This is a genomic window from Streptomyces sp. NBC_01216, assembly GCF_035994945.1.
Classification (GTDB): domain Bacteria; phylum Actinomycetota; class Actinomycetes; order Streptomycetales; family Streptomycetaceae; genus Streptomyces.
The window spans coordinates 2592823-2607464 of record NZ_CP108677.1 but is presented as its reverse complement, the minus strand read 5'-3'; the positions used below and the strand labels follow the sequence as shown (position 1 = coordinate 2607464).

13 protein-coding genes and 2 pseudogenes are annotated in these 14642 nt (G+C 68.8%); 9 read left to right on the top strand and 6 right to left on the bottom strand.

The window, feature by feature from the left end; all coding sequences use genetic code 11:
- Window positions 1–118: 118 nt before the first annotated feature.
- A pseudogene (locus tag OG393_RS11015) lies at window positions 119–283 on the top strand (DUF255 domain-containing protein); the annotation flags it as partial.
- A gap of 519 nt (window positions 284–802) precedes the next feature.
- On the opposite strand, the gene OG393_RS11010 reads toward OG393_RS11015, so the two are convergent.
- The 4 genes from OG393_RS11010 to OG393_RS10995 are packed head-to-tail and all read right to left on the bottom strand — an operon-like array spanning window position 803 to window position 5300.
- Window positions 803–1336: a hypothetical protein gene (locus tag OG393_RS11010; RefSeq protein WP_233656990.1), complete on the bottom strand. Its 534-nt coding sequence runs from the start codon at window positions 1334–1336 to the stop codon at window positions 803–805.
- Window positions 1337–1362: 26 nt separating this feature from the next.
- The gene (locus tag OG393_RS11005) at window positions 1363–3405 is read right to left on the bottom strand and encodes a hypothetical protein (protein ID WP_327374481.1); all 2043 of its coding nucleotides are present in this window, start codon (window positions 3403–3405) and stop codon (window positions 1363–1365) included.
- Window positions 3402–4577, bottom strand: a complete 1176-nt coding sequence (locus tag OG393_RS11000; RefSeq protein ID WP_327374480.1) for a 5'-methylthioadenosine/S-adenosylhomocysteine nucleosidase family protein — start codon at window positions 4575–4577, stop codon at window positions 3402–3404. The genes OG393_RS11005 and OG393_RS11000 overlap by 4 nt, the downstream gene beginning before the upstream one ends.
- A complete protein-coding gene (locus OG393_RS10995) occupies window positions 4578–5300 on the bottom strand; it encodes an NUDIX hydrolase (RefSeq protein WP_327374479.1) in 723 nt (240 codons plus the stop codon).
- A 208-nt stretch (window positions 5301–5508) separates the two neighbouring features.
- Between OG393_RS10995 and OG393_RS10990 the strand changes: the two are divergent.
- The 5 genes and pseudogenes from OG393_RS10990 to OG393_RS10970 all read left to right on the top strand — a co-directional run.
- Window positions 5509–5658: pseudogene (locus OG393_RS10990) on the top strand (DUF255 domain-containing protein); the annotation flags it as partial.
- Between the two features lie 64 nt (window positions 5659–5722).
- Window positions 5723–5872, top strand: a complete 150-nt coding sequence (locus OG393_RS10985) for a hypothetical protein (protein ID WP_203665131.1) — start codon at window positions 5723–5725, stop codon at window positions 5870–5872.
- A 284-nt stretch (window positions 5873–6156) separates the two neighbouring features.
- Complete coding sequence (locus OG393_RS10980; protein ID WP_327374477.1) at window positions 6157–6330, top strand: hypothetical protein; 174 nt, start codon at window positions 6157–6159, stop codon at window positions 6328–6330.
- 255 nt (window positions 6331–6585) lie between these two features.
- Window positions 6586–7788: an SAVED domain-containing protein gene (locus OG393_RS10975; RefSeq protein WP_327374476.1), complete on the top strand. Its 1203-nt coding sequence runs from the start codon at window positions 6586–6588 to the stop codon at window positions 7786–7788.
- A complete protein-coding gene (locus tag OG393_RS10970) occupies window positions 7785–9131 on the top strand; it encodes an SMODS domain-containing nucleotidyltransferase (protein WP_327374475.1) in 1347 nt (448 codons plus the stop codon). The genes OG393_RS10975 and OG393_RS10970 overlap by 4 nt, the downstream gene beginning before the upstream one ends.
- Before the next feature lie 233 nt (window positions 9132–9364).
- Here OG393_RS10970 and OG393_RS10965 read toward each other — a convergent pair whose 3' ends face one another.
- On the bottom strand, window positions 9365–9931 hold the full coding sequence (locus OG393_RS10965) for a Uma2 family endonuclease (protein ID WP_327374474.1): 567 nt from the start codon (window positions 9929–9931) through the stop codon (window positions 9365–9367).
- Window positions 9932–10162: 231 nt separating this feature from the next.
- On the opposite strand from OG393_RS10965, the gene OG393_RS10960 reads away from it, so the two are divergent.
- The 3 genes from OG393_RS10960 (at window position 10163) to OG393_RS10950 (ending at window position 13037) form a co-directional block, all read left to right on the top strand.
- The gene (locus OG393_RS10960; protein WP_327374473.1) at window positions 10163–12196 is read left to right on the top strand and encodes a thioredoxin domain-containing protein; all 2034 of its coding nucleotides are present in this window, start codon (window positions 10163–10165) and stop codon (window positions 12194–12196) included.
- A 139-nt stretch (window positions 12197–12335) separates the two neighbouring features.
- Entirely contained in the window at window positions 12336–12542 is a 207-nt protein-coding gene (locus tag OG393_RS10955) for a hypothetical protein (protein WP_327374472.1), read from the top strand.
- 261 nt (window positions 12543–12803) lie between these two features.
- Window positions 12804–13037: a chaplin gene (locus tag OG393_RS10950; protein ID WP_327374471.1), complete on the top strand. Its 234-nt coding sequence runs from the start codon at window positions 12804–12806 to the stop codon at window positions 13035–13037.
- Between the two features lie 151 nt (window positions 13038–13188).
- Here the strand turns inward: OG393_RS10950 and OG393_RS10945 are convergent, their stop codons facing one another.
- Window positions 13189–14541, bottom strand: a complete 1353-nt coding sequence (locus OG393_RS10945) for a carboxylate--amine ligase (RefSeq protein WP_327374470.1) — start codon at window positions 14539–14541, stop codon at window positions 13189–13191.
- Between the last annotated feature and the right edge of the window lie 101 nt (window positions 14542–14642).

Sequence of the window (14642 nt, the reverse complement as noted above, 5' to 3'; positions counted from 1 at the left end):
TGCAAAAGGGGTGATCCGCATTGACCACGTGATGGCGCATGAGTGTAAATCGGCCAAGTAGGGCGGGGGCTTGCGGGCCGAACCGGCAGGGCCGTGTCGGCGTGAGAGGCTGGGTCGTATGAACCGGTTGGCTGGTATGACCTCGCCTTATCTGCTTCAGCACGCCGACAATCCGGTCGACTGGTGGCCGTGGGGACCCGAGGCGTTCGAGGAAGCGAAACGGCGCGATGTACCCGTTCTGCTGTCGGTCGGATACTCCGCGTGCCACTGGTGCCAGTGCATGTGAACAACCAGGTAGTTCTGACCTGGGGCGTTTCCAAGGAGTGGCAGGTATGGACACGTTCGGTGAGCGGCTAGATGGAGACATAGGCGCTGGGTCGAAGATCAGTTAGCGGCCTCTCCCAAGTGGACGCCCGAGCAGTACGTCAGCATCCGCCAGCACCTGGAGGGAGGCACTCTCGCTGCCGGCGAGTAGAGATGGCTTGAGTCCGGAAACGCCTCGCACGTTTGACGTCGGTGCTGGCCGCAGAGCATGTGCCGCACGCGCCAGCGAAGCGATACAAGGAGTCGGGTCTGCGTAAGGTGCCCCGTTTCCCACACACGTCCTATTGGTCGATCCGAGGCAGCCTCGGCATCCCCCGGGAACGCTTCATTTCCCATCCCGACGCTGTTGTCGCTTGCCAGGACCTACTGCTCGGCTGGTCCGCGAGCCCGAGTCGGACGCCTGCTGACTCTACGGCGGAGTTCGACTCGCGCCCCGCGGCCGGGGGTGCCGTACGCGTTCCTGTCGAGGCCTGTGGTGCTACCGCTCCGTACGGCGCAGGAACTGCAAGCCCAGTACGGCCAGGGCGAGCGTCTGTCCGAGAGACGCGAGCAGGAGCAGGGGCTGAACGACGGGAGAGCACCAGAACGCGGTCGTGCAGACCATGGGCAGGACCAGGTACGTGAACAGGTCCACTGCGCTCTGAAGCCGCTTGCGCACGGTGTGGCCCGCGACGTCGCGGTGGTAGACCTCCCAGCCGAACACCGCGCCGTCGGCGGAGGTGAGCTCCCCCAGGCGGGGTCCCAGCCGGTCGCGGACATAGTCGCCGATCGCCGAGATCTTCTCGTCGTTGGCCAGGTAGGTCCAGCCCAGGATCAGACAGATCGCCGGAACGAAGAGCAGCAGCCGGGACTGTCCGCTCTGGGCGGTGATCGCCACGACCGCGGTGGCTGCGGCGAGCGTGAAGTAGAGCAGGTTGTCGCGAAACCCTATGCGGGTCTTCTGTTCCTCCTTGAGACGGTCGTACTCGGCAAGCAGGACCTTGCTCTCGGTGACGTCGTCCGTGCAGGTCACAGGTGCTCCTCGGCTCGAGTTCAGGATCAGCCGGCGATCTGGAAGGGCGCCAGGCTGTCGGGGCCGTGCCGTTCGATCCAGCTCTTCCCGTCCGCCGCTATCCCCTCCAGGAGGCGGAAGGTGTGGGTGGAGCCGGCCGCGCTGAGGCTGATCTCGGAGATTTCCTGGGGATTCTCGGTCGGCGCCAGCTGACGGGCTTCGGCGTCCTTGACGCGGATCTTCCTGGCTGGTCCGTTGGCGAGGAGAAGCTCCAGGTCGTAGCCGACGTCGGCGTTCTCCGTCACCTGCACGGAGGTCAGGGCGTCGAACCGGTAGTTGTTCCGCTGCTCGTTCCTGCGCGTCGCGTCGGAGAAGTCGAACTCGGAGCTGATCTCGCGGATGCCGTCCTGGGTGAACAGGAACAGTCGGAAGACGTAGTGCGAGTACCGCCATGGGCCGCCGCGGACCCGGCCCCGTTTGTAGGAGGGAGCCGGGGCCACCAGGATGGTGTGAGTGATCAGGTCGCGCCAGGTGAGCCGGTGGTGTTGGAGCGCCTCGTCGACGAACGACGTCTTGTCGCAGGCGAGCCAAGTCTCCATCTCCTGTTCGCTGGGCCGCTTGTCGTCCAGGAAGGACTGCCAGCGCTGGTAGGCGCTCTGCCGTGCGGCCAGTTGTTCCAGGTACTCCCGACTCTCCCGGTCCAGTCGGTGCTCCTCACGCCGGACCTCCAGCCAACGGGAAGCGGCTGCGTGCCCGGACCAGGCCGCACCGAGCACGGCCAGGAACGCCCACAGAACCTGCTGCTGGGCGGCATCGGTGACCGCCGTGGCGAACGCGGCCAGAGCCGCCGTGCCGAGAACGGCGAGGGCTGCCACGGTCAGGGCCTTCGTCCTGCCCGGAGTCCGGTCCTGGTGGTGCTGATCGAACAGGGTGCCGCTGTTGTAGCGATTCCGGGCATCCTCGGCGAGGTACCGGATCAGCCATTCGACCCGCTCCACACCGATCCGGCTCTCCCGGTAGAGATCCGCGATCTCGGCGGCGAGGCCGCTGCGGATCTGATCCGTGTGGGCGAGCCAGGCGTCCGAGGTGAACCCGTGGGGCCTGCGCCTGCTGAAGTAGTGATCGAACGAATGGCGGACGCGCTTGGTGAACCTACCCTCGGCGGAGTCCGGGCCGGAGTCGGGTCCGGAGTCCGGGCCGGGTGCGGAGTCGGAGGCAGGATCGCGTGGGTGGGGGACGCGCGCCCCGGCCGCGAGGCCCGGCCCGGGCCACCGGCCCCACCACCGGACGCCGAAGCGGGCCGCGGTCAGGCCCGCGCCGAGTGCCACCGGTAACTCGACGATCGCCTGGGCCGGATCCGTGATCAGTGCCAGGGCCCAGAGGAGCGCACTGCTGACGACGAACAGGATCGCGCGGAGGGGGAGGGCCGCCTTGGCGGCGGCAGCGGCGCTCGGGCGGGGCGGAACGGCCCGTGCCCCGATGGGGGTGGGTGCGAAGTAGGTCCAGACCCGCTGGCCCCGGTCGTTGGCGAAGCGTTCTGCCTTGGCCCGTTCAAGGGTTTCCGCCCACAGGTAGTCCTTCAGGCCTCCGGTGAGCATGAGGTCGAGGTGGCGGAGGATCGCGTCGTGCTGGCGGTGCGGCAGGTCCTGCAACTGCTTCAGCACGGGTCCGGTCTCGCTGCCGGCCGTGCTGAGCGCCGCCAACAGGTCGAAGGTGACGCGTAGGGCTTCCGTCCACTCGTCCTCGGCGTAGTCCCGCACGCGCCCGGCGGTGTAGCGCAGCCGCTGAACCTCTTCGTCGCTCAGGTCGTGGTGGGTACGTGCGCTGAGCATGGCCAGCACCCAATGGAAGCGCACCTCCGTGCCGTCGTGGCCGTGGGCGATCGCATCAGTGATCATTTCCCGGGCGCGACTGGGGACGCCGTCCTCCAGGAGTCGCACGCCGACCCGGTACTTCTCCTGCGGCGAGGCGTCCGGGTGGACGATGTAGACGTGGGAGTCGTGGACGGTCTCGGCCTGAATCCCGACGGTGGAGTATGCGGCCGAGTTGTACGAATCCGAGCTGTACGCGGCACTGTCGTCGCGGCTCATGCCAGGCCACCGGCCGCATCGACCAGGGGTGCCAACGCGGCTACCAGCGCGGGGCATTCCGCGACCAGCCCACGCAGCCTCTTGAGCGCAAGGACGGTCTGCTTCGACGACCCAGGGGCACGCTCTCCGGCCGACCGGAGGGAGGATTCCAGATCGGTCAGGGCCGCCTGGTAACTGTCCTCGTCGAGCACGCCCTCGGCGCGGTGCCACCTCAGCTGGTCGCGGAACCCGTTCAGCTCCGTGACCAGGTCCGTCGGACCGGATGCCTTCGGGGCCGTGCCCATGTGGACACTGCTGCCCGTGACCGAGCTGGCCATGATGCCGACGGTGCTGTTGTGAGCGGTGTTGATGACCCCCCGGTCTAATCGCTCGACCGAACGGTCCCTGTCGTCCTGGGCCATTGCGGACTGCATGGCGGACTCCCCCTGCTCGTTCACCAGTTCCACTGCCAGGCGGACGGCGAAAGCCGCCGCGTTCGCCGCGGCCCGAGGCTGCCAGTTGCGGTCGTCCGAACTGTTCTTCGTGCCGTCCGCCCGGTCGCTTATTCCCCGGACGATGGCCACGGGAGCTCCGCTGAGATGGCCGGCCTGGGCCACACCGGCGGCCTCCATCTCGATGGCGAGCGCATCGTTGTAGTGCTGCCGGATCCACTTCGCCTCGGCCGAGATCCTCGAGTTCTGGACGATCTCGCCGGCGGCGACAGCCCCGAAACGCACCTGCGGTCGGTCCTCGTGACCAGGCGGGGGATCCGCCCACTCGTCCAGACGGGCCAGGTGCGAGGCGAGCTGGCTGATGCCGTGCGGCGCTTCCCACACCCGAGGGCGGGCTTTGAGCCCATCGTCCTCGCTGGTGCCGCCGTGGTAGGCGTACACATGCGACGCCACCACCACGTCACCCAGCCTCGTGGCATCCCACAGGGCGCCGGCGACCCCGACGAACAGCACGGCCACGGGCGAGAACTCCTGGATCGCGCGTTCCGCGATCACCGCGGAGGACTGGTTTCCCTTGCTCGTCAGCCCGAGCGCGACACGGCACGACGTGCCCTTCACGACGCCCACTTCGAACCGGGTACCACTCTTGTGGAGATGTAATCGAAGATCCACCAGCCTCTCGCGCACGGACTGATACTCAAGATTGAGGGCGGTGAGAATCACCACCAGGTCTTTCGACATCTACTCCTCTTCCCCTGTCGTGTGGGGTCGGATCAGCGGTGGGAACAGCACGGTGTTCGGCCCGGCCCGGTACAGCCGCGCGGGCCGCCCCCCTGTGGCCTTGCGGTCCGCGCCGGTGGGAACGATGAATCCCTTCGCGGCCTGGACCTTCCGGTAGAAGTTGCGGGTGTCGAGCGGAGTGCCCCAGACGGCCTCGTACACCTGCTGGAGCTCCGCGATGGTGAAGCTCTCCCTGCAGAAAGCGGTGGCCAGCGCCGAGAACTCGATCTTGGCGCGCGCGCGTTCGATCCCGTCTTCGGCGATGCGACGGTGGTCGAACGCGAGAGCGGTCTCGCCGGACAGGACGGCGTCCGCGGGAATCCACGCGGCCTCGGTGGCATCCGTCCCCGCGACGGGATCGGGCAGCCCCGGTGCGATCGCCAGGTGAGCTACGGAGACGACTCGTCCCCGCGGGTCGCGGCCCGGACTTCCGTACACGGCCAGTTGCTCAAGGTGCACCCAGCCGGAGGTCAGTGCCGTTTCCTCGCTCAGCTCGCGGTGGGCGGCGTCGAGGATCTCCTCGTCATCGTGGTTCAGAAATCCTCCCGGCAGCGCGAGGGCGCCCTGGAAGGGTTCTTCGCCCCGTTCCACCAAGAGCACGTGCAGACGACTCTCCCGCAGCGTCAGGATCACGAGATCGACTGTCAGCAGGACGGAAGGTGGTGACCATGCGTCATCTGGCATGCTTTGCAAGGTACTTCAGATACTGTCACTTGCACAAGAAGTCGGACGGCGCGATCGACGCACCACTCGTCCCCAAGGGCCCTGGCGTGGCTGAATGGCCGGCGGTCCAGCCGGCGGTTCCGGGGCAGTGGGACCCCGACCCGGCCGAGCGTGGCGGGCTCGGGCGGGTTTCGGTGCTCGCGGCAGACCCTGTGGGAGGCTGACCCGCATGAACCGGTTGGCTGGTGCGACCTCGCCATATCGGCTTCAGCACGCTGACAACCCGGTCGACTGGTGGCCGTGGGGACCCGAGGCGTTCGAGGAAGCGAAACGGCACGATGTTCCCGTTCTGCCGCCAGTTGGATACTCTGCGTGTCACTAGCGGCAGGGCGTGTGAGTGGCCAGGCAGTCATGGCCTGGGGTGTGTCAGGGGCGGGAGTCGCGTGGATACGTACGATGAGGATCTGAACGCAAGTATCGACGCCTGGGTGGAGGCCGAACTGGCCGCTTCGCCCGAGTGGGGGCCTGAGAAGATCGCCAGTATCCGCCAGTGCTTGGAGGGCAGCGCACCCGCTGTCGCCGCTGAGGAGTAGGGGGCGCGGAGCCGCAGTCTGCGGCCCACGCCACAGTCAGGATTACGTGGCGGAGTGGCGGGGGGTGGGCCGCCACGGGGCTGCGACAGGTCTCCCGATCCGGCCGCAGCCCCGTGGGGTCAGAGTGGCGGTGACGGGAGCGGTCAGCACCCGCCGCCCGTGGTCGAGTGTGAGGACTACAGGGCGGGTGCGCCGAGGGTGATCAGCTACGGCGCGGCCGGGGTAGACCCAGGCGCCGGGGCGGCCGACCGTATCTGGGTGCACTGCGGCTTCATCGCACTGGCATGTGCATCCCGCCCAAACTCGGGACCTGGGCCCTCTTGCTGACCAACAAGCTCTACTGCACCCGCGACTGCGAGTTGCTGACCAGCATCCGCAACGGCTTCTGCGCACTCGTCTTCAACTGGCCACGCACGCAGAGGGAATGGGTGCGGACTTGGGCGAGCCACGCGTGTTGATCTGCGGAAGCCGCAGCTGGCCGTAGAGGCCGTCCCGACCGCCTGGTGGCCACCGGCGGCGTCTCGGCGGTCTCATCCGGCTGGCCCGCTACTGGTCCGGTCCACAACGTAGCCCCGACCCCAGCAGCACGAGGCGGGTGTGCCTGGAGTTGCGGCATGCGAGGTCGCGCGAAGTGTCAGACCAGGGGCGTACCGTTCTCTCACGGCGCAGGATTCCCTGCCCCTGCAAGCGACTTGGCGTCCTGCGAGGTTCAGTTGGCGACGAAGAAGAGCGGCTATAAGCGGAAGGCCCTGCCCCAGCCGGTCAGGTTCGAGGTCTGGGTCCGCAGCGGGGGCCGATGCGCGATCTGCAACCGCTACCTTCTGGATGGGGCTCTGGCCAACAAGACCATCCGCCTCGGCGAGCTCGCCCACATCGTCGGCCAGCAGAACACAGCGGGCTCTCCCCGGGGGCAAAACGATCTCGTCGAGCGCGACACCGCGGACAACGTGATGCTGGTCTGCGCCGACGAGCACGACGAGATCGACGCGCCGGAGAACCTCGACGTCTTCACCGTCGAGAAGCTGCTCGCGCTCAAGCACGCCCACGAAGACCGGATCAAGCACGTCACCGGCATCGCACCAGACCGTACGACCACTGTGCTGCGGATGATCGGTCAGGTCCGGGGGCAGCAAGTCGAACTGACCCGACAGACAGCCTCGTCCGCCGTCCTCATCTCGGGCGACCGCGTCCCTCTCTTCCTGGAGTCCTACTCCCGCCATGGAATTGAGATCGAGCTCCGCCATGTACTGGGCGAAGCCACGATCGACCTCCGCGACGTCCCCGGGGAGGACGGGACCAACGGCGAGTACTACAGCCAGGCGAAGGCCGTGATCGACAACGTGGTCGACAACAAGCTCAACGAGGGCATCTCCCGCGACCAGGTGGCCCATCTCAGCGTTTTCGGATTCGCCCGCATCCCGCTCCTCGTCTACCTGGGATCGCGTCTGGATGACACGGTGCCCACCGATATCTACCAGCGCCACCGCCACGATGAGACCTGGACATGGAGCGAGGACGGACCGGTCGTCGCCTTCGCGACCCACCTCGACTTGGACGTGCCGCCCGCTGACGAAGCCGTCCTGGTGCTCAACATCTCCGGCACCATCCAGCCCGGGGAACTGCCCCCTCAGCTGGCCGGGCTGCGGCGCTACCGGATCAGTCCGGCGGACGCGGCGGCTGCCCCGGACATCATGCGCCACCACGACAGCCTCGCCCGCTTTCAAGAGAACCTTCGTGCCCTGTTCGCCGACATCGAGGCGAACGCGAAGGCCATCCGCCGCCTGCACATCCTGCCCGCTGTACCGCTGTCCGCCGCAGTGAGTCTGGGCCGTGTCCACGACCGCCAGGTCCACCCCAGTCTGACGATCTACGACCGCACCGACGGCGGCTACCGCCCTGCGCTGGAGATCAAGTGAAACTGAACGGGCACTTCGACACCCTGCTCAAGGGGACGGTCAACCTCAACCAGACCAGGCTGGATCAGCTGGACACCCGGGTGACGGCCATCTTGAACTTCCTGGCCAGCGACTCGGTTATCGGCCCACTGATCCTCGGTACCACCAGACAAGGCTCCTGGGCCCATCGCACCATCATCAAGCCAGTGGCCGGCAAGAACGACGAGTTCGACGCCGACTTCCTGCTCAACCTGACCGTCGTTGAGGCATGGGAAACGACGCCGTCGGAGTACCTGAACACTCTGTTCGCCGCGCTCAAGCGCAGCAACACTTACAAGTCGATGGTGGTGAAGAAAAACCGCTGCGTGCGGATCAACTATGCGGGCGACTGCCACGTCGACATCGTCCCCCACCTCATCCTGCCCGACGGTCGGCAGGTGATCGTCAACTCGGAGGTAGAGGAGTTCGAGGAGACCAACCCCGAGGGCTACACCGCGTGGATGAAGGAGAAGGACTCGCTGACCGGCGGCAACCTGCGCAAGGTGATTCGCCTGGTGAAGTACCTGCGGGACTCCAAGGACACCTTCCGCATCCCCTCGGTGATCCTGACAGCCTTGCTCGGCGAACGGGTCCAGGTCTACGACACGGGCAACCGCTACAGCGGGGTGCCCACCACTCTGGTCCACCTCATCGAGGACCTCGCCGCGTGGCTGGCCCTCAACCCACTAATGCCCGTGACCGTCGACCCGAGTTGCCCGCAGACCAGCTTCAACCACCGCTGGGACCAGGACCGGTACGCCAACTTCGCCAAGCACATTCAGTCGTATGCGACCCGGATGCGTACGGCCCTGGACGAGCAGGACAAGGACAAGAGCGTCAAGCTCTGGCAGCAACTCTTCGGTGACGGGTTCAGGTCACCCGCCACGACGGCAGCGGCCTCCCTCGCCAAGGCCGGGCAGCCGGCCTCGGCGGAAGGGGTCACCCGGGCGCCGTCGGAGAGGTTCATCGAGGAGATGGGTGTGCAGTGGGCGGGTGGACGCTGGGCCCGGATCGAAGCCCGTGTCGCGAACCCCATCGGCACCGGGTCCGCGGACCTGCGCCGTACCGGCTTCGCCCCCGTCGGCCGGGACATGTACTTCACGGTGAGCACCGACGCCCCGCAGCCATACGACATCTGGTGGAAGGTCCGCAACTACGGACCGGACGCCGAGAATGCCCACGGCCTACGTGGTCAGATCACGCCAGGGCGCGGACCACGGATCCATGAGCGCACCAGGTATCGGGGTCGGCATTACGTGGAGGTATGGATCGTCAAGGACGGCAAGGTCGTCGCCAGTGATCACCACGACGTAGTGATCCGCTGACGACGCCACGCCATCAGGGTGACGGGCATGAAGCGGGGGTGGCTCCCCACGCGGCTCGTCCCCGGCGAGAACGCACAGGTCGGCACCTGGTTGAAGCTGTCCAGCTTCCCTCCGGACCGCCTACGACGGGTCCGGGCCGAGCTGGGGGCCGATGCCCAGAGGTCCCCGGTTGCGGACATGTCTCAGCCCACAGGGCGTCGGAGGCGCCGAGGGCGCGGGCGATTCCTCGTTGCTCACAGGGCCCCGAGGTCGACCGTGACAGGGAATGGCGCGGTGGCCTTCACGGTGCCGGTGAACACCTCGCCGTCCCGGTAGGCCCTGGTGGCTGGGTCGAGGACGTAGGTGTAGACGATCGGAACGCCGGTGGCGGACTGCTCGATGCGCCAGTAGAAGGGGATGCAGGCTTTGGCGTACTGGTCCACCTTCACGATCCGGTCGGTGGTCTCCGAACCGGGCGACACGACTTCGACGACCAGGAGTACGTGCTCGGGGCGGGTGGGCGTGAGGTCGATGGTCTCCGCCCGGTACACGGTGACGTCCGGTCGGCGGTTGGTGAGCGGCACGTCCTGCAGGCGGACGTCGAAGTCCGTGTCGGCGTTCCAGTCCGGGCCCGCGGCGGCGTCCAGGGCATTGGCCAAGAGCCGAGCCAGCCGCTTGTGCCGCTTGGAGGCGCTCGGGCTCACGACGACCATCCCGTCCACGATCTCGATGCCGGCGCACTGCTCCTCGGACCAGGAGTCGTACTGTTCCGCGCTGATCTGCGTGTGCATCCACGCGGGCGCCACCATCTCGGCGGTCATGAAGTACCTCCTTCGAGGATGCGGTGCTGCTCGACTCAGCGTACTGCCCGCCTCCAGTCGGGCACCGGCTTCGGGTCGGGGCGGAACCTCCGGCGTCCGCAGGGCGACCTGGGTGCAAAAGGGGCGATCCGTATACACCACGTGATGGCGCATGAGCGCAAATCAGCCAAGTAGGGCGGAGGCTTCCGGGTCGAACCGGCAGGACCGTGTCGGCGTGAGAGGCTGGGCCGTATGAACCGGTTGGCTGGCGTGACCTCGCCGTATCTGCTTCAGCACGCTGACAACCCGGTCGACTGGTGGCCGTGGGGACCCGAGGCGTTCGAGGAAGCGAAACGGCGCGATGTACCCGTTCTGCTGTCGGTCGGATACTCCGCGTGCCACTGGTGCCACGTCATGGCGCACGAGTCCTTCGAGGACGACACGACCGCCGCGTACCTGAACGAGCACTTCGTGAGCATCAAGGTGGACCGCGAGGAGCGGCCGGACGTCGACTCCGTCTACATGGACGCGGTCCAGGCCGCCACCGGGCAGGGCGGCTGGCCGATGACGGTGTTCATGACGCCGGACGCGAAGCCGTTCTACTTCGGCACCTACTTCCCGCCCGAGCCCCGGCACGGGACGCCCTCCTTCTTGGAGGTGCTCGACGGGGTGCGGACCGCCTGGGAGGGCCGTCGCGACGAGGTGTCCGAGGTCGCCGCGAAGATCACGCGGGATCTCGCCGAGCGGGTCCTCACACCCTCCGCCGCCGGACTGCCGACGGAGGAGACGCAGGCGCAGGCCCTGCTCCAGCTGACCCGTGACATCGACCCCGCCACCGGCTGGTTCAAGGGTGACACGAAGTTCCCGCCGTCGATGGTGGTCGAGTTCCTGCTGCGCCACCACGCCCGGACCGGCTCGGTGGCCGCCCGCGAGATGGCCGAGGGTCTGTGCGGTGCGATGGCCCGGTCGAGCCTGTACGACCAGGTGGGAGGCGGGTTCCACCGCTACGTGCTGCTGCCACGCCCCGAAGGCACGCTGGTACCCCACTTCGAGAAGATGCTCTACGACAACGCCCTGCTGTGCCGGGCGTACGCGCACCTGTGGCGGGAGACCGGCAGCGACCAGGCCCGCCGGGTCGCGCTGGAGACCGCCGACTTCATCGTCCGCGAACTGCGCACGTCCGAGGGCGGCTTCGCCTCGGCGCTCGACGCGGACTCCGACGACGGCGGTGGACGCCACGTCGAGGGGGCGTACTACGTCTGGACTCCGGGGCAGCTCGTCGAGGCCCTCGGCGAGGAGGACGCCCGTCACGCCGCCGCCCACTTCGGTGTGACGGAGGAGGGCACCTTCGAGGAGGGTTCCTCCGTGCTGATGCTCGCGCAGGGCCCCGGTGTGGCGGACGCCGGGCGGATCGCCTCGATCCGGACCCGGCTGCTCGCCGCGCGCGACCGGCGCGAGCGCCCCGCCCGGGACGACAAGGTCGTCGCCGCCTGGAACGGGCTCACGATCGCGGCCCTCGCCGAGACCGGCGCCTACTTCGACCGGCCGGACCTGGTGGAGCGCGCGACGGAGGCCGCCGACCTGCTGGTACGCCTGCACATGGACGGGGGCGCGCGGCTCACCCGCACGTCGAGGGACGGCCGGGCCGGTGCCAACTCCGGGGTCCTGGAGGACTACGCCGACGTCGCCGAGGGCTTTCTCGCGCTTGCCGGTGTCACGGGAGAGGGTGTCTGGCTGGAGTTCGCCGGCTTCCTGCTGGACCTCGTCCTCGACAAGTTCACCGGAGAGGGCGGCGAACTCTACGACACCGCCCACGACGCGGAGACGCTGATCCGCCGCCCGCAGGACCCCACCGACAGCGCGACCCCGTCCGGCTGGACGGCCGCCGCCGGCGCGCTGCTCTCGTACGCCGCCCAGACCGGCTCCGCCGCCCACCGCGCCGGCGCCGAGGGCGCGCTGGGGGTGGTCGCGGCGCTCGGTCCCCGCGCGCCCCGTTTCATCGGCTGGGGCCTGGCCACCGCGGAGGCCCTGCTCGACGGACCACGCGAGGTAGCGGTCGTCGGCGCGCCGGACGACGACGCCGCCCGCGCACTGCGCCGGACCGCTCTGCTCGGCAGCGCACCCGGCGCGGTCCTCGCCTTCGGCACCCCCGACGGCGACGAGTTCCCGCTGCTGCGCGACCGGCCCCTCGTCGACGGCTCCCCCGCCGCCTACGTCTGCCGGCACTTCACCTGCGAGGCCCCGACGACGGACCCCGCGGAACTGGCCCGGAAACTCTCCCGCTGACCCGAAAACCTCCCGCCGCACCGCGGAATTACCTCGCACATGTCGCACGCCAGTACGGGGTGCGACGTGGGCGGAGGCAATCACGCCGCCGCCCCGACTGTGGAATGATGCGGGAACCGCAGTGGATGGGAGGGAAGAGATGGCACCCGATCCCGGGAAATGGGAGCGGATGGCCTTCATTCCGAAGAGCCGTTATGTGGCGGACCCGCCGACACCTGCCGAGCACGGACCCATTCCCCTCTATTCCTCACTGGCCCAGCGCTGGGCCAGTGCCGGACGCACGGTGCCGGGAGTCCCGGACCTGGAGTGGGAACGGCTGACCAAGACGCCGATCTGGCCGCGCTGAACGACACCGGTTCACCGGTGCGCCGACGGATGCGGGGGAGGGGCCGCCCAGCAGGGCGGCCCCTCCCCCGCATGTACGGAAATGCGCGCTGCCGGCCGAACGCGACAGGCGCAATAGAGTGATTACCGCCGGTCAGACGATCAGTCGGTTTCCTTTTCGCGGCATGGTCGTTGTGATGTGTGCAGCGGAGGCCGGGGCAAGTGCGCCCGCGCATCACGAAATCCGTGAATAGTCTTCCGCCGCAGAAAGGATCCAGACGAAATGAAGTGCAAGAAGGCTGCGGTCGTCGTCGCCGGACTGGTCATGGCCCTGGGCGCCGCATCTCCCGCGATGGCCGACGCGGACGCTCAGGGTGCGGCCATCGGTTCGCCGGGCGTGCTGTCGGGCAACGTGGTCCAGGTTCCGATCCACATTCCGGTCAACGCCTGTGGCAACAGCATCAACGTCATCGGTCTCCTGAACCCGGCGTTCGGCAACTACTGCGCCAACTACTGACGCGGCCGCGTCCCGCAGGGGGCGCCTTCGTCCTGAGCCGGTCCCGTGGGGTGTCCCGTACGCCCCGCGGGACCGGCCTTCGTTCGTCCCGGCCCGCACCGGGCCAGCTCGCACCGCACGGACGGAGTCCCGGGGCGGCGGCCGGTGTCGGTCAGCCGGTCCGGGCGGGCCCCGTGGGGCCGATGCCCGGCAGCCCGGCGTCCGGGGCGGCTTCCGCCGCCACCGCGGGGCCGGCCGCCGGCAGGGGGCGGCGCGCCGCCGGCGGGGACCCGGGGGCCCTCCCGCGGGTGCGGCCCGCCCGCAGGAGCCCTCCGAGCGCCGACAGTCCCTTGGGCACCACATGGGAGAGCCACGCGCGCGCCATCGCGACCGCGGGCGCCGGGTCGTCCACGGCGAACCACGCGGCCTCGGTCCGGTGGCGCCCGGGACGCGACGGACCACGGCGGGCCGGGGAGGAGAGCATGGACAGGGCCGCGTAGTTCTCGACCACGAACCGCCGGCCGTACGCGGGGGAGTGGTCCGGTACCGGGCGACCCGTCAGGTCCAGGTGCAGGGCCCGTACGACATCGAGGCCCGAGGTGTCCGTGAAGAGCCGGAACTGGGCACCCGGACGCGGATTGAAGTCGAGCAGGTGGTACGCGCCGGTCGAGCGGTCGAGCCGGAAGTCCAGGTCGCACACGCCCCGGTAGCCGAGCACGGCCAGGATCTCGCGGGCGGCCCGTTCGACCTCCGGGTTCCGTGACCACCGTCCGGTCGCCGTGAGCCCGGCACCGTCCGGCCACGAACGTTCCTTGCGTCCGGTCGCGCCGATCCGGCAGCGGCCCGCGGAGTCCACGTACCCGTGGAAGAACCAGTCGAGGCCGTGCCCGGCGGGCAGCAACTCCTGGAGCAGGAGCCTGCTGCCCGCCCGGGGTGTGCGGGCGAACAGCTCCCGCACCTCGGCGAGCGAGTGGAGGATCGCCGTGCTGCGTAGTCCGGTGCCCGGCGGCAGGAGCCAGGGGCGGCTCCACTTGGCGACCACCGGCAGGCCGAGTGACCAGGCGGCCGAGGCCGCCTCGTCGGCACTCCCGGGGACCTCGGTGCGCGGGTGGGGGAGTGACAGGGCGCGACAGGTCTCGGCCAGCGCCGCCTTGTCGGCGACCCGGTGCAGACCTTCGGCCGACTGCCGCGGTAGGAGGTAGCGGCCGGTCAGTTCGGTGCGGTGGCGCGCGAGGGTGAGGGCGCTGACGTCGTCCAGCGGGACGAGCAGGGTGGGGGTCGGCAACTCCTCGGAGAGCGTGAGCAGCCGGCCGACCAGCGCTCCGGGGGACGGGTCGGCGGGTCGAAGATGGACGCGGCGGACGTGCCGGGAGCGGGAGACCGGGCTGTCGAGCGACTCGATCAGCGCGTGCACCGGAATTCCCGCCCGTCCCAGCGAGCGGGCGGCACCGAGCGTGCCGTGATGGAAGGGGTTCCGGTCGAGCCGCACGAGGAGCGCGGGCACGCGGGTGTCAAAGCTCGGCACGGCGAATCCTTCATCTCGGGTGCCCCAACTGGGCGATGAATTACACGAATGGACTACAGAGCAGAGTGCGACGACGTTCACGGTCGGCTTATTAGGAATAC

Coding starts and splice junctions, on each gene's coding strand:
- OG393_RS11005 (WP_327374481.1), bottom strand. CDS start 3,405: ATGAGCCGCGACGACAGTGCCGCGTACAGCTCGGATTCGTACAACTCG.
- OG393_RS11000 (WP_327374480.1), bottom strand. CDS start 4,577: ATGTCGAAAGACCTGGTGGTGATTCTCACCGCCCTCAATCTTGAGTAT.
- OG393_RS10995 (WP_327374479.1), bottom strand. CDS start 5,300: ATGCCAGATGACGCATGGTCACCACCTTCCGTCCTGCTGACAGTCGAT.
- OG393_RS10980 (WP_327374477.1), top strand. CDS start 6,157: ATGTGCATCCCGCCCAAACTCGGGACCTGGGCCCTCTTGCTGACCAAC.
- OG393_RS10965 (WP_327374474.1), bottom strand. CDS start 9,931: ATGACCGCCGAGATGGTGGCGCCCGCGTGGATGCACACGCAGATCAGC.
- OG393_RS10960 (WP_327374473.1), top strand. CDS start 10,163: ATGAACCGGTTGGCTGGCGTGACCTCGCCGTATCTGCTTCAGCACGCT.
- OG393_RS10955 (WP_327374472.1), top strand. CDS start 12,336: ATGGCACCCGATCCCGGGAAATGGGAGCGGATGGCCTTCATTCCGAAG.
- OG393_RS10950 (WP_327374471.1), top strand. CDS start 12,804: ATGAAGTGCAAGAAGGCTGCGGTCGTCGTCGCCGGACTGGTCATGGCC.